20 protein-coding genes are annotated in these 19,668 nt (G+C 61.0%); 12 read left to right on the top strand and 8 right to left on the bottom strand.

From position 1 onward, the window contains the following. The first annotated feature begins 14 nt into the window (after window positions 1-14). From KUA23_RS29125 to KUA23_RS29110, 4 genes are all read left to right on the top strand, one after another. Window positions 15-1,127, top strand: a complete 1,113-nt coding sequence (locus KUA23_RS29125) for a uroporphyrinogen-III C-methyltransferase (protein WP_100491895.1) — start codon at window positions 15-17, stop codon at window positions 1,125-1,127. 5 nt (window positions 1,128-1,132) lie between these two features. Further along, window positions 1,133-2,374 (top strand): heme biosynthesis protein HemY, encoded by a 1,242-nt coding sequence (locus KUA23_RS29120; protein ID WP_252993221.1) that lies wholly within the window; start codon window positions 1,133-1,135, stop codon window positions 2,372-2,374. 236 nt (window positions 2,375-2,610) lie between these two features. Next, a complete protein-coding gene (locus KUA23_RS29115) occupies window positions 2,611-3,132 on the top strand; it encodes a disulfide bond formation protein B (protein ID WP_099493195.1) in 522 nt (173 codons plus the stop codon). A gap of 209 nt (window positions 3,133-3,341) precedes the next feature. Beyond that, the gene (locus KUA23_RS29110; protein ID WP_078050678.1) at window positions 3,342-3,800 is read left to right on the top strand and encodes an Rsd/AlgQ family anti-sigma factor; all 459 of its coding nucleotides are present in this window, start codon (window positions 3,342-3,344) and stop codon (window positions 3,798-3,800) included. A 54-nt stretch (window positions 3,801-3,854) separates the two neighbouring features. Here KUA23_RS29110 and KUA23_RS29105 read toward each other — a convergent pair whose 3' ends face one another. Further along, window positions 3,855-4,532, bottom strand: a complete 678-nt coding sequence (locus tag KUA23_RS29105) for an FKBP-type peptidyl-prolyl cis-trans isomerase (protein ID WP_252993220.1) — start codon at window positions 4,530-4,532, stop codon at window positions 3,855-3,857. A 192-nt stretch (window positions 4,533-4,724) separates the two neighbouring features. Between KUA23_RS29105 and KUA23_RS29100 the strand changes: the two genes are divergently transcribed. After that, window positions 4,725-5,963 carry an AlgP family protein gene (locus KUA23_RS29100; protein ID WP_252993219.1) on the top strand — a complete coding sequence of 413 codons (1,239 nt, stop codon included), beginning with the start codon at window positions 4,725-4,727 and terminating at the stop codon, window positions 5,961-5,963. Here the strand turns inward: KUA23_RS29100 and KUA23_RS29095 are convergent. Next, entirely contained in the window at window positions 5,960-6,427 is a 468-nt protein-coding gene (locus KUA23_RS29095) for a TIGR02444 family protein (RefSeq protein ID WP_100491898.1), read from the bottom strand. The genes KUA23_RS29100 and KUA23_RS29095 overlap by 4 nt on opposite strands. A 50-nt stretch (window positions 6,428-6,477) precedes the next feature. Between KUA23_RS29095 and KUA23_RS29090 the strand changes: the two genes are divergently transcribed. From KUA23_RS29090 to KUA23_RS29080, 3 genes are all read left to right on the top strand, one after another. Beyond that, a complete protein-coding gene (locus KUA23_RS29090) occupies window positions 6,478-8,388 on the top strand; it encodes an ATP-binding cassette domain-containing protein (protein ID WP_214497179.1) in 1,911 nt (636 codons plus the stop codon). Continuing rightward, window positions 8,388-8,960, top strand: a complete 573-nt coding sequence (locus tag KUA23_RS29085; RefSeq protein WP_025857438.1) for a mechanosensitive ion channel family protein — start codon at window positions 8,388-8,390, stop codon at window positions 8,958-8,960. Before KUA23_RS29090 ends, KUA23_RS29085 begins: the two co-directional genes overlap by 1 nt. 88 nt (window positions 8,961-9,048) lie before the next feature. Further along, complete coding sequence (locus tag KUA23_RS29080) at window positions 9,049-9,681, top strand: LysE family transporter (RefSeq protein WP_028618426.1); 633 nt, start codon at window positions 9,049-9,051, stop codon at window positions 9,679-9,681. 137 nt (window positions 9,682-9,818) lie between these two features. Here the strand turns inward: KUA23_RS29080 and KUA23_RS29075 are convergent, their stop codons facing one another. From KUA23_RS29075 to KUA23_RS29060, 4 genes are read right to left on the bottom strand one after another with little or no spacing between them, the layout of a single operon-like run. Then, complete coding sequence (locus KUA23_RS29075; RefSeq protein WP_078050673.1) at window positions 9,819-10,559, bottom strand: penicillin-binding protein activator LpoB; 741 nt, start codon at window positions 10,557-10,559, stop codon at window positions 9,819-9,821. A gap of 3 nt (window positions 10,560-10,562) precedes the next feature. Continuing rightward, window positions 10,563-11,150 (bottom strand): penicillin-binding protein activator LpoB, encoded by a 588-nt coding sequence (lpoB, locus tag KUA23_RS29070; RefSeq protein ID WP_015886479.1) that lies wholly within the window; start codon window positions 11,148-11,150, stop codon window positions 10,563-10,565. A 35-nt stretch (window positions 11,151-11,185) separates the two neighbouring features. Continuing rightward, on the bottom strand, window positions 11,186-11,557 hold the full coding sequence (locus KUA23_RS29065; RefSeq protein WP_078050672.1) for a YcfL family putative periplasmic lipoprotein: 372 nt from the start codon (window positions 11,555-11,557) through the stop codon (window positions 11,186-11,188). 10 nt (window positions 11,558-11,567) lie between these two features. Further along, on the bottom strand, window positions 11,568-12,962 hold the full coding sequence (locus KUA23_RS29060; RefSeq protein ID WP_100491901.1) for a COG3014 family protein: 1,395 nt from the start codon (window positions 12,960-12,962) through the stop codon (window positions 11,568-11,570). A gap of 265 nt (window positions 12,963-13,227) precedes the next feature. On the opposite strand from KUA23_RS29060, the gene KUA23_RS29055 reads away from it, so the two are divergent. Further along, window positions 13,228-15,123 (top strand): FTR1 family protein, encoded by a 1,896-nt coding sequence (locus KUA23_RS29055; protein WP_078050670.1) that lies wholly within the window; start codon window positions 13,228-13,230, stop codon window positions 15,121-15,123. A gap of 2 nt (window positions 15,124-15,125) precedes the next feature. Continuing rightward, entirely contained in the window at window positions 15,126-15,581 is a 456-nt protein-coding gene (locus KUA23_RS29050; protein ID WP_078050669.1) for a YaiI/YqxD family protein, read from the top strand. 215 nt (window positions 15,582-15,796) lie between these two features. Here KUA23_RS29050 and elbB read toward each other — a convergent pair whose 3' ends face one another. Next, window positions 15,797-16,462, bottom strand: coding sequence for an isoprenoid biosynthesis glyoxalase ElbB (elbB, locus tag KUA23_RS29045; protein WP_099493190.1), 666 nt, complete (start codon window positions 16,460-16,462; stop codon window positions 15,797-15,799). A gap of 117 nt (window positions 16,463-16,579) precedes the next feature. On the opposite strand from elbB, the gene KUA23_RS29040 reads away from it, so the two are divergent. After that, window positions 16,580-17,815 (top strand): sterol desaturase family protein, encoded by a 1,236-nt coding sequence (locus tag KUA23_RS29040; protein ID WP_078050667.1) that lies wholly within the window; start codon window positions 16,580-16,582, stop codon window positions 17,813-17,815. Here KUA23_RS29040 and KUA23_RS29035 read toward each other — a convergent pair. Next, window positions 17,796-18,446 carry a DedA family protein gene (locus KUA23_RS29035; protein ID WP_078050666.1) on the bottom strand — a complete coding sequence of 217 codons (651 nt, stop codon included), beginning with the start codon at window positions 18,444-18,446 and terminating at the stop codon, window positions 17,796-17,798. The genes KUA23_RS29040 and KUA23_RS29035 overlap by 20 nt on opposite strands. A 207-nt stretch (window positions 18,447-18,653) precedes the next feature. On the opposite strand from KUA23_RS29035, the gene hemB reads away from it, so the two are divergent. After that, window positions 18,654-19,667: a porphobilinogen synthase gene (gene hemB / locus KUA23_RS29030; RefSeq protein ID WP_078050665.1), complete on the top strand. Its 1,014-nt coding sequence runs from the start codon at window positions 18,654-18,656 to the stop codon at window positions 19,665-19,667. The last annotated feature ends 1 nt before the right edge of the window (window position 19,668 follow it).

The following is a 19,668-nucleotide window of genomic DNA, read 5'->3' as shown; positions in this document are numbered from 1 at the left end:
CAAAGGACGGATACGTGAGCGAAACAGCCTTGCCTAAAGATGAAACCCAACCCGCACTTGATGCGCCGGTTGAGTCACCGGTCACCGTGCCGCGCCGTGGCAATGGCCTGGCAATCGTCGCCCTGCTGCTCGGCGTAGCCGGTGTTGCCGCCGGCGGCTGGGGTATCTGGCAGGTCCGCGCCCTGCAGGCCAGCAGCCAACAACAGTTGGGCCAGGTGCAGACCCTCGATGACCAGTCCCAGTCCCTCAAGCAAAGCCAGCAACAACTGGCCGCGCGCCTGGCGCAATTGCCGGGTGCGGATGAGCTGGAGGAACGCCGTCGCTTGGTGGCCCAGTTGCAGGGTGACCAGCAGAAGCTGAGCCAGCGCCTGGAAACCGTACTGGGCTCCAGCCGCAAGGATTGGCGACTGGCCGAGGCCGAACACTTGATCCGCCTGGCGAGCCTGCGCTTGTCCGCCCTTCAAGATATCAACAGCGCCCAGGCGCTGGTGCAGGGTGCCGACGAGATCCTACGCGAGCAAAGCGATCCAGGCTCTTACGCTGCCCGCGAACAATTGGCCAAGAGCCTTGCCGCGCTGCGCAGCACCGAGCAGCCGGACCGTACCGGGCTATACCTGCAACTGGCGGCCCTGCGTGACCAAGTCGTGCAATTGGCGGCCATTGCCCCTGAGTATCAACTGACCGACCCCGCTTCCGAAGGGCGTCCGACCACCGATACGCAAAGCCGCTGGAGCCAGTGGTGGGAGCAGATTTCCCGTTACTTCCGCATCGACTTCAACCCCGACGACAACATCCGTCCACTGCTGGCCGGCCAAGGTCTGAACCAGGTGCGCCTGGCCCTGAGCCTGGCCCTGGAGCAAGCGCAATGGGCGGCGCTCAATGGTGAATCGGCCGTCTACAGCCGCTCGCTGGGCGAAGCGCGCAGCGTGTTGCAGGACAACTTCAACCAGGACAACCCGCAGAGCAAGGCGATGCTGGCGCGTATCGCCGAGCTTGAGCCCAAGGCCGTGTCGGTGGTGACACCGGACCTGGCCGCAAGCCTGGCTGCCGTGCAGGCGTACCTTGAGCGTCGTCATCTGTCTGCCGACGAAGCCAAGGCGGCGGCGACGTCGGCGAAGCAGGAGTAGAGCCGATGAAACGTTTCTATGTGATCCTGGTGCTGGCGATTGCAATCGCGCTGGCGCTGGCTGTAGGCATTTCGAAACACACCGGCTACGTGCTGATTACCTACCCGCATGTGCTGCATTACGAGTCGAGCCTTTGGGCAACCGTGGTGGCGGTATTTGCCTTCGGTTTGGCCATCTACCTGATCCGCGTACTGGTGAGCCTGGTTACCACGTCCGGTGGTGTGGTCAACCCGTGGTCGCGACGTAATCGCAGTCGCCGCGTGCAGATCGCCATCGAGCAAGGCCAGATGGACCTCGCTGAAGGCCGCTGGGCCAGCGCCGAGCGCCACCTGCACCGAGCCGCCGAAGCCGAGCGCCAGCCACTGCTGTACTACCTCGGCGCGGCCCGTGCCGCGAATGAGCAGGGGCGGTATGAAGAGTCCGACGGCTTGCTGGAGCGCGCCCTGGAGCGTCAACCCCAGGCCGAGCTGGCGGTTGCCTTGAGCCATGCGCAACTGCAATTGGACCGTGGCGACAGCGACGGTGCACTGATCACCTTGCAGGCAATGCACGAACGTCATCCCCATAACGCGCAAGTATTGCGCCAATTGCAGCGCCTGCATCAGCAGCGCGGTGATTGGTCGTCAGTGATTCGCCTGCTGCCGGAACTGCGCAAGGACAAAGTGCTGCCCGCCAGTGAACTGGCCGAGCTTGAGCGCCGCGCCTGGGGTGAGAACCTGAGCCTCGCTGCCCAACGCGAAGAGCAGGGCGAAGCCGGCTTGCAGTCGCTTGAGCGGGCCTGGCAGCAGCTCACGTCTGCCCAGCGCCAGGAGCCGCAATTGGTGCTGGCCTACGCCGAGCAATTGCGCCAACTGGGCGCCGATGCCAAGGCTGAAGAAGCGTTGTGTGTCGCGCTCAAGCGCGGCTACGACAGCCACCTGATCCGGCTATATGGCCTGTTGCGTGGCAGTGACCCGGCCCGGCAATTGAAGTTTGCCGAGGGTTGGCTCAAGGACCATCCAGGCGATGCCAGCCTGCTGCTGACACTGGGTCGCCTGTGCCTGCAAAACAGCTTGTGGGGCAAGGCGCGGGATTACCTGGAAAGCAGTTTGCAGGTGCAACGCAATCCTGAAGCCTGCGCCGAGCTCGCACGTTTGTTGGCTCAGCTTGGCGATACCGAGCGCAGTAATCAGCTGTTCCAAGAGGGCCTTGGGCTGCTGGATAACCGTTTGCTGGCATCACCGCTGCCTGTCCCGGCTCGCGCTTGATGTAGGAAGGCGGACGAGGGTTGGCGCGGATATATCCGACCGCCAACCTTCATGAGCTCTAAAAACGTTGCGTTAGAGGGTTTGTGGGCAAAGTCCGACGCTAGATAGCCCAAAGTCCTCCATCTTCTGGTGGGAAGTCCTTACCCTCTCGCGGAATCGTCTGCTCCAGCATGTATTGAAAGCGGTCAGGCCTTTCCTCTACCGTAGCGACCTATCTTTCGCGATGCGGATAAAGCATGTCTTTGGCCCCCTCACGCTCCTTGTTTTTCCTTGCGTTCCTGGCAGGTGCGCTGACGTTGGGCGCGTCCTTCTACCTGGAATTTGGCGCCTCGCTGCGTCCTTGCTTCCTGTGCCAAATGCAACGGGTATTCCTCGCCGCTTTCACCTTGATCAACCTGGTCGCTGCCCTGCATAACCCCAAGCGCTCTATTCTTTGCCTGTACGGGCTGGCAAGCATGGGCTTTGCGTTGCTCGGTGCGATGACTGCCGTGCGTCAGGTATTGCTACAAAACGCCGCACCGGACCAGGCAGCGGATTGCTGGCCGAGCCTGCACTTCATGATCGAAAACCTGTCGTTTTGGCAGGCCCTGCAATTGACGGTCAAAGGCACCGTTGATTGCGTGGAGATCAACTGGACGCTGTTTGACTTGAGCCTGCCGGAGTGGAGCCTGCTGTTCTTCGTCGCGATGTTGATCCTTGGCGCCATGCAGTTTTCACGGCTGTTGTTGAGCCAACGTTTGCGCCCGGCGAGGCACTGAACGCCGGTTGCAGTTTGTAGGACGGGATTAAACACTTGTATGAACTTTCTCTCCTGCGTACCTTGAAGCCATAGTCATGCGGGCATAATCTGGCCCGCACGTGTTATTGAAACCGTTTATCAGATGCGGCCTTGTCCGGTTGCTGCTTTATCCTTGAAGTGTTGCGCGGGCACCAGGCGGCAGCGCCCCTATAGGGAAGAGAGATCATCATGCTGGAAAGTTGTCAGAATGCTCAGGAACGCTGGGGTGGGGTGCACAAGCTGATCGACAGCTGGCTGAAGGCACGTCACGAACTGGTTCGGGCCTTTGATGCTCTCGGCGCCAAGCCCGAGGCACTGGCGGAGAACCGTGAACCGTTGCAGGATTTCTGCGGTGTGTTGGTGGACTACGTGTCAGCCGGCCATTTTGGCGTCTACGAACAGCTGACCAAGGAGGCCGAAGCCTTCGACGATCAGCGTGGCCTGGACTTGGCTGAGACCATTTACCCACGCATCGATGTCATCACCGAGAAGCTGCTGGCCTTCACCGACCTGTGTGATGCCGGAAACTGTGTTGCAGCAAAATTCAAAGAATTGGGTGCGCTGCTGCATGAGCGATTCGAGCTGGAAGATTGCTTGATCGAAGTGCTGCATAACGCTCACAAGGAAGAGTCTGCTACTCAGGCTTGAAGCTCGATCGCGATACAAAAAAACGGTGCGCATGACGCACCGTTTTTTATGGCCTCAGTGTCGGGTTCCGAGCAACTCGATCTCGAACACCAAAGGGGTATAGGGCGGGATCAATTCGCCGGCACCGTCGGCACCATAGGCCTGGGCTGAGGGGATCACCAGGCGCCATTTCGCGCCCACTGGCATTTGCTGCAATGCACTGCTCCAGCCGCTGATCACGCTGTCCAGACGGAACCACTGGGGTTGCGTGCTTTGGTCGAACACCGTCCCATCGGGCAATCGTCCCACGTACTTCACTTGGACTTGATCGCTGGCCGTTGGCTTCTCGCCATTGCCGGGTGTGAGTTCGGTAAGCAGGATTCCATCCGCCAATTCGCGCACGCCTTTTACGGCTTTTTCCTTGCTCAGGAATTGTTGTTCGGCCGCGAGTGCTTTTTCGCTTTGCGGTGCCTGCGCATCGGCTTCGTTCTGTGCTTCGTGCTGGGCAAGAATCTGCTCGATGCGTGCGTTGTCCAATGCCAATGGCTTGCCTTGATACGCTTGCTTGAGGCCGTCGATCAACGCTTGTAGCTGCAGGTCCGGAACCTCCTGGCGCAAGCGTTCACCAAGGCTCGCGCCCAGGCTGTAGGCGAGGTCATGTTGGTTTTTTTCAGTGATTTTTGCCGGCGATTGCTCGCTCGCATTGGTCACTGATATTGCTAGACCAAGCACAAGAAAAAGGTAACGCGACATGGGTATTCTCCCGCCGAAAGTGCGACGGATTATGCCAGTGTGAACGGGTAAAAAGTGCCGCGTGTTTTCGTTATATCGATAAGAATTTTCGCGCGGTGCAACGCAAGGCAAACGATACTGTCAACATGCCCTAGCGGCGGTAAGAGCAGAGGGCTAGTATGAGCCGCACCCACGTCAGCCAGGAGGTAAACCATGTCGGCCAAACAGAAGCCTGTTAATACCCCGTTGCATTTACTCCAACAACTTTCGGGCAGCTTGCTCGAACATCTGGAAAGCGCCTGTTCCCAAGCGTTGGCCGATGCAGAAAAACTGCTCGCCAAGCTGGAAAAACAACGCGGTAAAGCGCAAGAAAAGCTGCACAAATCCCGCACCAAACTGCAAGACGCCGCTACTGCCGGCAAGGCCAAGGCACAAGCCAAAGCCAAAGATGCTGTCAAAGAGCTTGAGGACCTGCTGGACGCCCTCAAGGATCGCCAAGCTGAAACCCGCGCCTATATTTCCCAACTCAAAAAAGATGCTCAGGAAAGCCTGAAACTGGCCCAGGGCGTTGGTCGTGTGAAAGAAGCCGTGGCTAAAGTGCTGGGCGCTCGTACCCCTGCGAAAGCTGTTGCAGCGAGCGCGGCGAAGAAGCCCGCGAGCAAAGCGGTTGCTGCCAAGTCACCGGCTAAAGCCGCAGCAAAACCTGCTGCCAAAACTGCTGCTGCAAAACCAGCCGCCAAGCCAGCGGCCAAAACTGCTGCTGCGAAACCAGCCGCCAAGCCAGCGGCCAAAACTGCTGCTGCAAAACCAGCCGCCAAGCCAGCTGCCAAAACTGCTGCTGCAAAACCAGCCGCCAAGCCAGCTGCCAAAACTGCTGCCGCAAAACCAGCCGCCAAGCCAGCTGCTAAAACTGCTGCTGCAAAACCAGCCGCCAAGCCAGCTGCTAAAACCGCTGCTGCGAAACCAGCCGCCAAGCCAGCGGCTAAAACCGCTGCTGCCAAACCAGCCGCCAAGCCAGCTGCTAAACCTGCTGCTGCCAAACCAGCCGCCAAGCCAGCGGCTAAAACCGCTGCTGCCAAACCAGCCGCCAAGCCAGCTGCTAAACCTGCTGCTGCGAAACCAGCCGCCAAGCCAGCTGCTAAAACCGCTTCTGCGAAACCAGCCGCCAAGCCAGCCGCTAAACCTGCTGCTGCCAAACCAGCCGTTAAGCCAGCCGCTAAACCTGCTGCTGCCAAACCAGCCGTTAAGCCAGCTGCCAAACCTGCCGCTGCAAAGCCGGCCGCCAAACCAGCTGCTAAACCTGCTGCTGCAAAGCCGGCTGCCGTAAAACCAGCACCGGCCAAGCCAGCAACACCTGCTGCCGCCCCGGCAGCGTCCACCGCACCCACTGCGCCGGCCAGCAGCACGCCTGCTCCGGTAGCGCCAAGCACCACCCCAGCCAGCGCTTCCTAAGTGCTGGTGACCCCGGCGCGCAGCTGCTGCAGCGCGCCGGGGTCAAGGTTGGCGGCATCCTCAGCCGTCAGTCCTTCCAGCCACCGCCGCTGATCCATCGCATCGCCAGTCGGCCAAGTTTGCGCCAGTGCTTCCAGTCGCGTCAGCAACTGTCGTTCGGCGTCCAACTCCAGGGCCTTAACCCGCTCGCGTAACCCCGCCAGAGCTTCATCCTGCTGCGCCATGGCGCGCCAGTGCGTGCGTATTTGACGTAACGGTTCGATCACCTGTGTCTGCCAAGGCCGGGCAATCTGTTTCAGCGCTTGCAGGCGCTCGGAGGTTGCTGCCACAGCGCGCTGCTCCAACCAGGCACCACACAGCAACAGGCACACGTCCGCGCCGTCTTCCTGCAAGCGCAGGCAAGCGGATTCGACGCCCGGGCGGGCATAAGTCGTGAGGGCAAAGCTCCACAGGTCAGCGTACATATTCACACCCAAGCCAGCGGCCAACGAAGCTGGTAGACTCCGCCGCCATTATGATCCGACTTCAAAGCCTAACATTACAGCGTGGCCCGCAACGTCTTCTCGAAGACGCCGAGCTGACCCTGCACGCCGGTCACAAAGCCGGCCTGATCGGTGCCAACGGCGCCGGCAAATCAACGTTGTTCGCCTTGTTGCTGGGAGAGCTGACTCCGGACTCCGGGGATTGCTTGCTGCCGGCCGACTGGCGCATTGCCCATATGCGCCAGGAGATCGACACCCTGGACCGCATCGCGATCGATTATGTGCTCGATGGCGACCTGCGCCTGCGCCAGGTGCAACACGACCTGGCCGAGGCCGAGAAAGCCCAGGACGGCGCCGCCCAGGCCCGCCTGCATTCCGAGTTGGACAGCGCCGACGGCTACACCGCCGACGCCCGCGCCCGCAAGATGCTCGCCGGCCTTGGCTTTACCAACGAACAAATGGACCGCCCGGTCGCCGACTTCTCCGGCGGCTGGCGCATGCGCTTGAACCTTGCGCAGGCGCTGATGTGCCCGTCGGACTTGTTGCTGCTCGACGAACCGACCAACCACTTGGACCTCGATGCGATCCTGTGGCTGGAAGACTTCCTCAAGAATTATCAGGGCACTTTGCTGCTGATCTCCCACGACCGGGATTTCCTCGACGCCGTGGTCGACAACATCGCCCACGTCGAACAGAAGAAAATCACGCTCTACCGTGGCGGCTACACCGCATTCGAACGCGCCCGTGCCGAACGCCTGGCCCAGCAACAACAGGCCTACGAGAAGCAGCAGGCGCAGCGCGCGCACATGGAAAGCTACATCGCCCGCTTCAAGGCCCAGGCCACCAAGGCCCGTCAGGCCCAGAGCCGGATCAAGGCCCTGGAGCGCATGGAGGAACTGTCGGCGGCTCACGTTGATTCGCCGTTCGACTTCGTGTTCCGCGAGTCGGTGAAGATCTCCAGCCCCTTGCTGGACCTTTCCGATGCGCGCCTGGGGTATGGCGAAAAAACCATCCTGGAAAAAGTGAAGCTGCAACTCACGCCAGGTGCACGCATTGGATTGCTCGGGCCTAACGGTGCGGGCAAGTCGACGCTGATCAAGAACCTGTCCGGCGAGCTTTCGCCCCTGTCCGGCCGCCTGACCCGTGGCGAGAACACCGTGGTGGGCTACTTCGCCCAACACCAGCTGGACTCCCTGGACTCCAAGGCCAGCCCATTGCTGCACTTGCAGCGCCTGGCGCCGACCGAGCGCGAGCAGACCCTGCGCGACTTCCTGGGTGGCTTCGACTTCCGTGGCGCGCGCATCGATGAGCCGGTGCTGAACTTCTCTGGCGGCGAAAAAGCCCGCCTGGCCCTGGCGCTGATCGCCTGGGACCGCCCGAACCTGCTGCTGCTTGATGAACCGACCAACCACCTGGACCTGGAAATGCGCCTGGCGCTGACCATGGCCTTGCAGGAGTTCAGCGGTGCGGTGCTGGTGGTGTCTCACGACCGCCACTTGCTCAAGAGCACCACGGATAACTTCCTGTTGGTGGCCGACGGTAAAGTCGAAGAATTCGACGGTGACCTGGATGACTACGCGCGCTGGCTGACGGATTACCGCCTACGCAACGCGCCGGTCAGCAACACCCCGGTCAACCCCGACAAGACCGACAAGAAAGCCCAGCGTCAGGCTGCCGCTGCGTTGCGCCAACAATTGGCGCCGCACAAGCGTGAAGCCGATAAGTTGGAAGCCGAGTTGGGCAAGGTGCACGAGCGCCTGGCCAAGATCGAGACCAGTCTGGGCGACAGCGCCGTCTACGAAGCTGCCCGCAAGGATGAATTGCGCGATCTGCTGGCCGAACAGGCCAAGCTCAAGGTGCGTGAAGGGCAATTGGAGGAAACCTGGATGGAAGCCCTCGAGCTGCTCGAAACCCTGCAAGCGGAGCTGGAGGCGCTGTCCTGATGGAAGCGTTGCAGCTGCCTATACCGACGCAGTGGGTCGAACCCGTGTGGATTGGCGTGCAAATCCTGCTGATCCTGCTGGCCGGCTATCTCGCCCAGCGCTTTGTCGCCAAGGGCCTGACGCGCCTGGGTGAGCGTTACCCGTTCCCGCCACAACTGCTGATGCCGCTACGCGGTGGCCTGCGCTGGTTGATCATGGGCAGTGCGCTGATCTTTGTGCTGGGCCGCCTGGGGGTGTCTGCCACGGTGTTGTGGACGGCGCTGTCGGGGTTTGTTGCGGTCGCCGCAGTGGCGTTCTTCGCCATGTGGTCGGTACTGTCCAACCTGCTGTGCGCCATTCTGATCTTCACCGTCGGGCCGTTTCGCCTCGGCGATATCGTCGAACTGGTAGATACCGTCGACAAACCGGGCGTGAAGGGCCGAGTCGTGGCGATCAACCTGCTCTACACCACGCTGGTTGAAGTGGCAGAGGCCGGTACCGACAGCGCGATGGTGCAAGTGCCCAACAGCTTGTTCTTCCAGCGCTCGGTGCGGCGTTGGCCAGGTACCCACGTGTTTCCGGGCGACCGCTAGCATTCACATCTTGTAAAAATCTATAGCCATCCTTTGGTCGGCGGAGTTAGCTTAAGACACAACAGCAAACTCCCTCCTGAGGTGTGTAATGGCACTCGATACGTGGCTGGCCTTTTTCCTGGCCAGTTGGATCATCTCCCTTTCTCCTGGTGCTGGCGCCATCGCCTCGATGTCCAGCGGCCTGCAATACGGTTTCCTGCGTGGTTACTGGAATGCCATCGGCCTGCAATTGGGCCTGGCGATGCAGATTGCCGTCGTTGCTTGCGGCCTGGGTGCCATTCTGGCGACGTCCTCTACCGCCTTTTATGCGATCAAATGGTTTGGCGTGGCGTACCTGGTGTACTTGGCCATCAAGCAATGGCGCGCCCTGCCCATGGACATGACTGATGACGCGGCGGTGCGCCCGATCGGCAAGCCGATGGCGATGATGTTCCGTGGTTTTCTGGTCAATGCCAGTAACCCCAAGGCACTGGTGTTCATGCTGGCGGTGTTGCCGCAGTTCGTGAACCCGCAGGCGCCGCTGCTGATCCAGTACCTGATCCTGGGTGCAACGATGATCTGCGTCGATATGGTCGTGATGGCGGGGTATACAGGGCTGGCGTCGAAGGTGTTGCGACTGTTGCGTACGCCTAAGCAGCAGAAGCGTATGAACCGCACGTTTGCCGGGTTGTTTGTCGGCGCTGCGGGCTTCCTGGCCAGCTTGCATCGCGCAACAGCTTAACTGCCAAAACCGGATCAAAAATGTGGGAGCTGGCTTGCCTGCGATGCAAGCGCCGCGGTTTAACTGATACGCCGCGGTGATGCTATCGCAGGCAAGCCAGCACTCACATTGGTTTGTGTTGCTTGTGAAATCGGGTTTCAGCGCAGGATCTTCGGCGCTTCATCCCTTGGCAGGTTGTTGCGCAGCGGTGGTTGGCCAGGTTCTTGATACCCGCCACCCAACTGTTCCGCCAATTGCCTGGCCACATCCTCACCCAAGGCTTTCGACACTTCCTTGACCACGCGCGGCCGGTTCAGGCTTACGCGTACGTCACGGCTGTTCACCAGCTTGGTGTCCTGGCCTTCACCCATGGCGGTAAACGCCGAGGTGATTTCGTAGGTGCGGGTATTGATCAGGCTGAAATCCGCCACCAACGTGAGGCCCAGCACGGCTGAGTAACTGTTGGTGTGGTCCAGGGCGTTGATGTCCTGGGTAAAGTCGATGTCTGACAGCGTGCCGAACAGCACGTAGTCCGCACCCTTGAAGTTACCGGCCTTGATGCGCTTGATCACGTCGTAGACGTCACCCTTGGCATCGGCGGTGTAAGGCGTGCCTTGCACCAGCTGGAACTGCCGGGACTTTAGAATCTCGCCCTTGATATCGCCGCTGAATTTACGCAGCTCGGTCTGTTCGATGTAGCTGGTACGGCTTTCGTACTCGCTGTAGTTCGACGCACCGCTGGCGTGGTAGGCGCTTGCCTGGAAGTTGTTGCTCGCCGAAACCTGGTGGATGTATTCCTCGACCCGCGCCTCGTAGGCCAGGTCGGTTACCGCGATCTTCGGGGCGGCCGAGGCGCCAAAGGCGCACAGTAGGCCGATCATGCCGATCCATGCACGCATTGCTTAGCGCTCCGTGGTTTTGCGGATTTCTTTTTCGTCCATCCATTCGGCCAGGCCGCTCTCGACGTCGATCAGCTGCAGGCTGAATTTGTAGAACACGTCCTTGTAGTCCGAGCTGCGCTTGACGATGGAGCTGATGGAGCCTTCCAGGCGGTACTTGGCGGCCACCATGTTGCCGGTCTTGCTGACGGTGGACTTCTTGTACAGGCCGCTTTGGTTCTGCAGCTTGAGCTGGTCAACCTGGCTCTGCATGTCGGTGTTGTCGCTGGCAAAGCGTGCGGTGCCAGTCTTCATCAGCTGGGTCTTGATCGACGTGGTGATTTCGCGGGTATCGATGTACTCGCTGGTCTTGTTCTTCACGTCGTACACCTGCACCACCGGGCGGCCTTGCAGGATGCCGGACTGGGCGAGGGAGCGGGTCATGCTTTCGGCGATCATCTGCAGGTCGGTGGAGCCGAACTCGTTGGTTACCAGTTCCACAGCCTTGGTGTCGCCGTAGCTGATGTTCTTACCGCCCAGGACCGGGGAGGTGTTGGCGCAGCCGCTGGCCAGGACGGCGACGACGGCAAGGATCGAGAAGCGTGCAAACATTGGGAAATCTCTCAGCAGCGAAAAGGATGGACGGCTCAAGGGGTTTTCACTTCAAGACGGAAGTCCGCCGCCTGCGGCAAATTGGCAATCGCAGGCAGGAAGGTCGCCTGGTTGGCGTACAGGTTCAGCACTTTCCAGGTTTCTTCGTCGCCCACCGGGAAGCCGTCGGCACCCAGCCAGGCAAAGCGGTAGTACATCATCTGGTTACTGCTGGTGATGTTGCTCAACTGCACCTTGGCGGTGAGGAAGCCGTTTTCGCGGGCCACACGGATGGCACCGACGGCAATGCCCTTGAACTTGCCCATCACCACGATTTTGCTTGCAGCGCTGCCGGGTTCCGGTGGCGGCGGGGTGGCGCATCCGGCCAGCAGGACCAGCGCGAGGGCGCCGAAGATGAAATGACGCATAGCGTGCTCCTTAAGGTTGTTTGAGGGCGATGGCCTGGTTGGCGGTGCTTGGCACCACATGGGCGGCCAGGCCGCCGGCGAATACCTGGTTGCCGACCACGCGCAGGGTGATGACCTGGTAACGCTGATCAGCCTTGACCGTCACCAGCGTGCCGCCCAGGGCGTTGGGCAGGCTGACCTGATGCTCGCCGTGCTTGAGGCGCAGGCGAGTCACCTGGGTCATGTCCGGCAGGGTGCGCCAGGTGCGGGTATCGGCGCCTTCGGTGACGGCCGAGGCGATCCCCAATACCAAGCCCGCCATGGGGTTGGTCTTGTTCAGGTTGTTCTGCGCTACGCCACGGGTGACTGCGCGCACGGTGGTGCGCAAGATGATGCCTGGCATGTCGTCGCGCAGAGCGCGGCGGGACATGGCGGTGGTGCTGTTGAGTGCGGTGAGGTTCTGTTGCTGGCCGTCGACGCCAATCTGCGTGAAGGGCGCGGTTGAGGTATCAGCCTTGATCACCGGGAACGACAGTGGAGTGATCACCAGATTGCCGTTGATCGGGATCGGCAGCGGCAGGCGAATGGAGTCGCGGGCCGGTGCCAGGCCGCTCTGCACCACGATCAGTACGTCGGTTTCATCGGCGCCGACCTTGGATTTGTCCAGGTCCAGCAGCGCCTTTTCCAGTAAGGGCGTGTTGGGGCGCAGTTCGGCGGCCTTGCGGTAGCCGGGGGCTGCCAGGTCTTTTTCACCCAGGGCTTCGTAGACGAAGCCGGCCAGGTAGTGGCTGAACGCACTCTGGTAGCTGTTTTTGAGGCCGACCACTTCCGGCGCGTCCAGGGCTTCCACCGGGTAGCCGCGCAGGTCTTTCATCTGGGTGGTCACGCCTTCACGCTGGGCTTCGTCCTCGCGCTTGAGGTATTCCTTGTCGCGCAGGTCGGCGATCACCGCTTCGCGCTCGTGGGTCTTCTTGATTTCGGTGCGCGCGCCGTCGAAGTCGTTCAGGGCCAGCAGGTTCAGGGCCATCTGCGTGGTCAGCATGACCTTTTCGTAGTCATAGCCTTCGTAGCGGCGCACCTTGTCGTTGGCCAGGAAGCTGCCGAACTGGGCCAGGTACTTGGCGCTGTCAAACTTGACCGACTCTTCCCACTTGTAGACTTGCAGGTCGGCGCTGCGCCAGGCGGTCTGGCTGCCGGTCAAGTCGCCCTTGGCACGCAGCAATTCGCCCTTTTCGAAGAAATAGAGCAAGTCCTTGTCATCGCCGGTGTTGTTCTTTTCCAGCAGGGTCAGGGCGGCATCGACATTGCCGGTGGCCAATTGCTGATTGGTGGCTTGCAGCTCGGTGTCATAGCTGCGGAACATCGAACAGCCGGACAACAAGGTTACCGCTGCGAGCGCGAGCGAAGGTAAGGCGCGAAATGCCATGCAGACTTCTTCCCTGAACGTATCAACCAATGTGGTTTTCCTCATAAAAACGAGGAACGAAATTCCCTTTCGCACTAACAGGGCGCGGCATTATAAGCGTCATTACTGGCAAAACAATGGCTTTTTGCCTCGATCAATTCGACCAAAAAGCCACTACCTGCGCCTGATTTCCCCGAACTCACCCTCGACAAATCACTTACGCCTTGAGTCAAACCTCTTAAACCTCAACAATGTGTTACTTCGTATTTCCCTTTGAGATTCGTTCATGACTGCCCCCTTCCGTTTTCTCGCCTGGCTGATGCTGCCGGCGTTGATGTCGTGCAGCTTCAACCTGTTGGCCGCGACTGCCGAGGGCGCCCCACAAGCCCTGCATTTGCTGGACTACATTGGCGCTGACTATCCTCCGACGGTGGAGGCGGGCAAGGTTATCGATGAATCCGAATACCGCGAACAACTGGAGTTTCTCGGCGTGTTACAGGGCTTGGTGGCAGAACTGCCGCAACGCCCGGAGCGCGCGGCGTTGGTCAAAGGCGTCGACGAACTGTTAGCGGCTGTAACTGCCCATCAGGACGGCGCCACAGTCGCTCGCCAGGCCCGTCAATTAGGCGCTCAGTTGGCCGTGGCCTATGAAGTCAGCCAGGCCCCGGCGATCACCCCTGATCCCACGCGCGGTGCGCCGCTTTACGCCCAGCATTGCTCGGTGTGCCATGGCACAGCCGGTGCCGGTGATGGCCCGGCCAGCGTGGGCATGACGCCGCCGCCCGCCAACCTGCGGGATGCCGTGCGCCTGGATCGCCTGAGCCTCTACGCGATCTATAACACCCTCGGCCTGGGTGTCGAAGGCACCGACATGCCGTCCTTCGCTGACCAACTGGACGACCGTCAGCGCTGGGACCTGGCCACCTACATTGCCAGCTTCACCGCCGACCCGGCCGCCGCGAAAAGTGAGCAACCGTTCAACCTCGCCGACCTGGCTCGCCAGACCCCCAATGAAGTGCTGGCCGCAAGCGGTCCGGCGGCCGCTGCGACGTTCCGTGCCCAGCGTGCGCAACCGCCGCAGGTCAAGCGTGGCCCGGCGCAGTTGCTCGACTACACCGCCACCACCCTGGACAAGAGCCTGGCGGCATTCCAAAAGGGTGATCATGAGCAGGCCTACGACCTGTCGGTGGCCGCGTACCTGGAAGGTTTCGAGCTGGTTGAAAGCTCCCTGGACAACGTCGACGCCAACGTGCGCAAGGACACTGAGAAGGCGCTGATGGCCTACCGGCAGTCGTTGCAGGACGGTTTGCCGGTCGAGCAGGTGCAACAACGCCTGGACGTGGCCAAGGGCAAGCTCACTGAATCCGCCGGCTTGCTGGGCAGTGATGGCCTGAGTTGGTCGTTGAGTTACATCTCCGGCTTGCTGATCCTGCTGCGTGAAGGCCTCGAAGCGATCCTGGTGCTGGCTGCGATCCTCGCGTTCCTGCGCAACACCGGCCAGCAGTCGGCGGTGCGCAGCGTCAACGTGGGTTGGGGCCTGGCGTTGCTGGCCGGTCTGGCGACCTGGGCGTTGGCCGCGTATGTGATTGACGTAAGCGGCGCCCAGCGCGAACTGCTGGAAGGCTGCACGGCCCTGTTCGCCAGCGTGATGGTGCTGTGGCTCGGCGTGTGGATGCACGACCGCCGCCACGCAGCAGCCTGGCAGGACTACATCAAGAGCAGCCTGGTGGGCGGCGGCGGGCGGTTCGGCTTTGCGATGCTGGCGTTCTTCTCGGTGTACCGCGAGCTGTTCGAAGTGATCCTGTTCTACGAAACCCTGTGGCTGCAAGCCGGCCCGGCCGGGCACAACGCGGTGCTGGCCGGTGGCGCCACGGCGCTGGTGCTGTTGGTGGGCCTGGCGTGGGTGATCCTGCGTGGTTCGGCGAAGCTGCCGCTGGCGTTGTTCTTCGGGATCAACGCGGCGTTGCTGTGTGCGCTGTCGGTGGTGTTTGCCGGGCATGGCGTGAAGGCGCTGCAGGAAGCCGGCATCTTCGGCACGCGGCCGGTGGCGTTCTTTGATTTCGATTGGCTGGGCATCCACGCCGATGCGTACTCGTTGAGTGCACAGGCGGTGGCAATCCTGGCGATTGTGGTGCTGTACGGCCGCAGTCGCTTGGCCGAGAAGCGCCGGGCGGTGGCTTGATTATGCGGGTCTGGATCGATGCCGACGCCTGCCCTCGGGCAGCCAAGGACCAGGTGGTGAAGTTTGCCCTCAAGCGGCAGTTCGAGGTGGTGCTTGTGGCCGGGCAGAGTCAGATCAAGCCGAGCTTTGCCTGTGTGAAGCTGATCGTGGTGCCCAGCGGCCCGGATGCGGCGGATGACTACATGGTGGAGCACGCGGTGCCCGGCGAGCTGGTGATCTGCAGCGATGTGCCGCTGGCCGACCGCTTGGTGAAAAACGGCGTCACGGCCCTCGATCCACGCGGCAAGGAATTCAGCCCGGCGAACATGAGCGAGCGCCTGGCGGTGCGCAACCTGTTCACTGATCTGCGTGAGCAAGGCCAGATGGGGGGTGGGCCACCGCCTCATGGGGAGAAGGAGAAGCAGGCGTTTGCCAATGCGCTGGACCGGATCCTGACGCGGTTAATGCGCCAGGCCTGAGCCTGTGGTGGGTGAGTTGTGTTGAGCGGGCTTGTTGTGGTGAGCGGGCTTGCCCCGCGTTGGGCTGCGCAGCAGCCCCAAACCCTGCAGTCATGTTCTAATTGACGCACCGCGTCGTCTGAATTGGGGCGGCGTCGCCACCCAGCGCGGGGCAAGCTCGCTCACCACGCAAGCCCGCTCACCACAACTAGCGACTTGCCACAGTGAGGGGGCTATCAGTCGTTCTCGTGGGTCAGTTCCAGCACCCGGTCCACCAGCTTGTTGATCCCTGAAGCGACCTCGCTGATGTTCTTGCCGAGCATATAGGCCGGCGTGCTCACCAGTTTGCGTGCCTTGTCTTCGACGATATCTTCCACCCCGCATTCCTGGTGAGTGGCGCCCATCTTGTCCAGCGCGGCGGCGGTGTCGGCGCAGTTGCCGATGGTGCAGGTCACCCCCGGGCCGTAGATCTTCGCCGCCAGGGCAGGGGAGATACAGATCAGCCCCACAGGCTTGCCCGCTTCGGCAAACGCCTCGGCCAATTCCAGCACTTGCGGGTTGACGCTGCAGCCGGCGCCTTCCACGGCAAAGTTCGAGAGGTTTTTCGCCGCGCCAAACCCGCCGGGTACGATCAGTGCATCGAAGTCTTCGACGTTGGCCTCGCGGATGTCTTTCACGTCACCTCGGGCGATCCGCGCCGACTCCACCAGCACATTGCGTGATTCGGGCATTTCTTCGCCGGTGAGGTGGTTGATCACATGCAATTGCGCGATGTCCGGTGCGAAACATTGGACCTGAGCGCCGCGCTGGTCCAGGCGCAGCAAGGTGATCACGCTTTCGTGGATCTCTGCGCCGTCGTACACGCCACAGCCGGAAAGGATCACTGCAATCTTTTTGCTCATGGGCATTTCTCCTGGGATTCTTGGCGTTAAATGTCTACTAATTTGTCATCTGTTGCCAATGGGATCTCGCGCCGCTGCACCTAATCTTGATGTAACAAAAATAGACCGGACCAGACCATGGACTTCGTGCCTTACGCGGTACCGTTTTTCATTGCGTTGATTGTCGTGGAGCTGCTTGCCGACCGTTGGCGCGGTGAACGCAACTACCGGGTGGCGGATGCCATCAACAGCCTCAGCACCGGTGTGCTGTCGACGACCACGGGGTTGCTGACCAAGGGCGTAGGGCTGTTGACCTACGCATTCGCCCTCAAGCATCTTGCCGTCATCGAACTGTCTGCCCAGAGCGTCTGGACCTGGGTGTTCGCGTTTGTGTTCTACGACTTCTGCTACTACTGGCTGCACCGCATGGGCCACGAACGCAACATCCTGTGGGCCGCGCACTCGGTGCACCATCAGAGCGAGGACTACAACCTCAGCACCGCACTGCGCCAGACCAGCACGGGCTTCCTGCTCAGTTGGATCTTCTACCTGCCCCTGGCCGTACTGGGTGTGCCATTGGTGGTGTTTATCAGCGTGGCGTCCCTTAACTTGCTGTATCAATTTTGGGTGCACACCCGGCATGTGCCGAAGCTCGGCTGGTATGAGTGGTTTTTCGTCACGCCGTCCAATCATCGGGCCCACCATGCACAGAACGCTCTCTACATGGATCGCAACTATGGCGGGGTGTTCATTATTTGGGACCGGCTGTTTGGCACCTTCCAGGAGGAAGACGACAACGAACCGGTGATTTTCGGCGTGACCACGCCCTTGGCCAGCTGGAATCCGCTATGGGCGAACCTGCAGTTCTATGCACAGTTGTGGAGTGACGCGCGGCGCACCGAGAGTGGATGGGACAAGCTGCGCATCTGGTTCATGCGCACCGGCTGGCGCCCGGCAGACGTGAAGGCCAAGTACCCGTTGGCCAAACATGACTTGAGCCAGTTTCGCAAATTCGAAGTACCGTTGGATGTGCGCCAACAGGTCTACATCGCGCTGCAGTTCGCGGCGTATGTGGGTTTTGGCAGCTATTTGATGAATGTCGGCGAAGGCTTGCCCGTGGCGGCGCTGATCCTGGGCTGGAGTGCGATGGCGCTGGGGTTGTTCACATTAGGCGTGGCCCTGGAGAACCGGCCGTGGGCGTGGAAGGCCGAGCTTTTGCGGCTGGCGCTGAACGTGCCGCTGGTAGGGCTGGCACCGTTGATCGGGCTATGGCCAGCCAGCAACCTGGGCTGGCTGGGCCTGCTGAGCTACAGCTTGCTCAGCGTGATCGGCCTCTACTGCTGCAGAAGCCGGTTTACTCGACTGGTGTCTTAGGAGCTTCTGTCTTAGGGGCTTCGAGCGGCACGGGCTCGGCGGCAAGCCGGGCCTTGGCCTCGGCACAGGCTTCACGGGCGATACGCGCATTCTTGAAGCGACGGCGCAGCCACAGGCCGAAGCCCAGTACCAGCAATGCGCCCAATACCCACAGTTCGTATTTCTTGACGCTGCCAAGCATACCTTCGAGCACGGCGCCGAAGTGATAAGCCGCCGCGCCCAGGGCGGCGGCCCATATCGCTGCACCAATGCCATTGAGGATCAGGTAGCGCATCGGTGGGTAACCGGAAAGGCCAATCGCCACCGGCATGACGGTGCGCAACCCATACACAAAGCGGAAGCTCAGCACCCAGATATCCGGGTGCTTGCGGATGTGCTCCAGGGCCTTGTCGCCCATCAATTGCCAGCGTGGTTTGCGCGCCAACAGCTTGCGGCCATGCTTGCGGCCCATGTAGTACCAGAGTTGGTCGCCCGCGTAGCTGCCGAAAAACGCAACCACGACCACCAGGTTGATATCCATGTATCCACGGAACGCCAGGAAGCCTGCGAGCACCAAGATGGTCTCGCCTTCGAAGAAGGTCCCAAGGAAGAGGGCAAAGTAGCCGAAGTCATGCAGAAATTGTTGAAGCATGGTCTGGGTGCTGGCGAAATGAACGCGCAGCCTACGCCTTCGTGAACATTCATGAAAGTATCGAGATGTGTCACGAAGTGAACAATTCCTACATAAACGACGAATGCGACTACAGGTCGCATCGTTAAGCACAACTGTCATACCTTCGTCATAATGGCCGCTTATAACTGCAACGCTCGCCCGTGAACCCGGGCTCAGGAGTCTGTCGTGAGCTTTACCCCTGCCAATCGCCTGTTCCCCGCCACCCGTCTGCGTCGCAATCGTCGTGATGATTTTTCTCGCCGCCTGGTTCGCGAAAACGTGCTGACGACCAACGATCTGATTCTGCCGGTATTTGTGCTGGACGGTGAAAATCGTCGCGAAACGGTGGCCTCGATGCCAGGTGTAGAGCGCTTGACCATTGACCTGCTGCTAGAAGAAGCCGCCGGTTGGGTCGAGTTGGGGATTCCGGCATTGGCGCTGTTTCCGGTCACGCCGTCTGAACTCAAGTCACTGGATGCTGCCGAAGCCTGGAACCCGGAAGGGATCGCCCAGCGCGCCACGCGCGCCCTGCGCGAGCGTTTCCCGGAGCTTGGGGTGATCACCGACGTGGCGTTGGACCCGTTCACCACCCACGGCCAGGATGGCATTCTTGACGAAGAAGGCTATGTTCAGAACGACATCACTGTCGACGCGCTGGTCAAGCAGGCCTTGTCCCACGCAGCGGCAGGCGCCCAGGTGGTTGCGCCGTCGGACATGATGGACGGCCGCATCCAGGCGATCCGCGAGGCCCTGGAACTGGCCGGGCACGTCAATGTGCGGATCATGGCCTACTCGGCCAAGTACGCCAGCGCCTATTACGGCCCGTTCCGCGATGCGGTGGGCTCGGCGCTGAACCTGGGCAAGGCCAACAAGGCCTCGTACCAGATGGACCCGGCCAACAGCCATGAAGCCCTGCACGAAGTGGCGGCCGACCTGGCCGAAGGCGCTGACATGGTGATGGTCAAGCCGGGGATGCCGTACCTGGACATCCTTTATCGGGTCAAAGAAGAATTCAAGGTGCCGACTTTCGTCTACCAGGTCAGCGGCGAATACGCGATGCACATGGCTGCAATACAGAATGGATGGCTGAGTGAAGGGGTGATCCTTGAATCCCTGACAGCCTTTAAACGCGCCGGGGCCGATGGCATCCTGACCTACTTCGCCGCCCGCGCCGCCCAATTGCTTAGAGAGCAACAATAGC

It is taken from the genome of Pseudomonas pergaminensis (genome assembly GCF_024112395.2).
In the GTDB taxonomy this organism is placed as follows: domain Bacteria; phylum Pseudomonadota; class Gammaproteobacteria; order Pseudomonadales; family Pseudomonadaceae; genus Aquipseudomonas; species Aquipseudomonas pergaminensis.
This window is presented reverse-complemented; position numbering and strand designations above follow the sequence as displayed.

Excerpts from the sequence above, each read along its gene's own strand:
- elbB (WP_099493190.1), bottom strand. The coding sequence starts at position 16,462 with ATGAGCAAAAAGATTGCAGTGATCCTTTCCGGCTGTGGCGTGTACGAC.
- KUA23_RS29105 (WP_252993220.1), bottom strand. The coding sequence starts at position 4,532 with ATGTCGCGTTACCTTTTTCTTGTGCTTGGTCTAGCAATATCAGTGACC.
- KUA23_RS29100 (WP_252993219.1), top strand. The coding sequence starts at position 4,725 with ATGTCGGCCAAACAGAAGCCTGTTAATACCCCGTTGCATTTACTCCAA.
- KUA23_RS29035 (WP_078050666.1), bottom strand. The coding sequence starts at position 18,446 with ATGCTTCAACAATTTCTGCATGACTTCGGCTACTTTGCCCTCTTCCTT.
- KUA23_RS29085 (WP_025857438.1), top strand. The coding sequence starts at position 8,388 with ATGGAAGCGTTGCAGCTGCCTATACCGACGCAGTGGGTCGAACCCGTG.
- KUA23_RS29075 (WP_078050673.1), bottom strand. The coding sequence starts at position 10,559 with ATGCGTGCATGGATCGGCATGATCGGCCTACTGTGCGCCTTTGGCGCC.
- KUA23_RS29040 (WP_078050667.1), top strand. The coding sequence starts at position 16,580 with ATGGACTTCGTGCCTTACGCGGTACCGTTTTTCATTGCGTTGATTGTC.
- KUA23_RS29060 (WP_100491901.1), bottom strand. The coding sequence starts at position 12,962 with ATGGCATTTCGCGCCTTACCTTCGCTCGCGCTCGCAGCGGTAACCTTG.
- KUA23_RS29080 (WP_028618426.1), top strand. The coding sequence starts at position 9,049 with ATGGCACTCGATACGTGGCTGGCCTTTTTCCTGGCCAGTTGGATCATC.
- KUA23_RS29095 (WP_100491898.1), bottom strand. The coding sequence starts at position 6,427 with ATGTACGCTGACCTGTGGAGCTTTGCCCTCACGACTTATGCCCGCCCG.
- KUA23_RS29055 (WP_078050670.1), top strand. The coding sequence starts at position 13,228 with ATGACTGCCCCCTTCCGTTTTCTCGCCTGGCTGATGCTGCCGGCGTTG.
- KUA23_RS29115 (WP_099493195.1), top strand. The coding sequence starts at position 2,611 with ATGTCTTTGGCCCCCTCACGCTCCTTGTTTTTCCTTGCGTTCCTGGCA.
- KUA23_RS29110 (WP_078050678.1), top strand. The coding sequence starts at position 3,342 with ATGCTGGAAAGTTGTCAGAATGCTCAGGAACGCTGGGGTGGGGTGCAC.
- lpoB (WP_015886479.1), bottom strand. The coding sequence starts at position 11,150 with ATGTTTGCACGCTTCTCGATCCTTGCCGTCGTCGCCGTCCTGGCCAGC.
- KUA23_RS29050 (WP_078050669.1), top strand. The coding sequence starts at position 15,126 with ATGCGGGTCTGGATCGATGCCGACGCCTGCCCTCGGGCAGCCAAGGAC.
- KUA23_RS29120 (WP_252993221.1), top strand. The coding sequence starts at position 1,133 with ATGAAACGTTTCTATGTGATCCTGGTGCTGGCGATTGCAATCGCGCTG.
- KUA23_RS29065 (WP_078050672.1), bottom strand. The coding sequence starts at position 11,557 with ATGCGTCATTTCATCTTCGGCGCCCTCGCGCTGGTCCTGCTGGCCGGA.
- KUA23_RS29090 (WP_214497179.1), top strand. The coding sequence starts at position 6,478 with ATGATCCGACTTCAAAGCCTAACATTACAGCGTGGCCCGCAACGTCTT.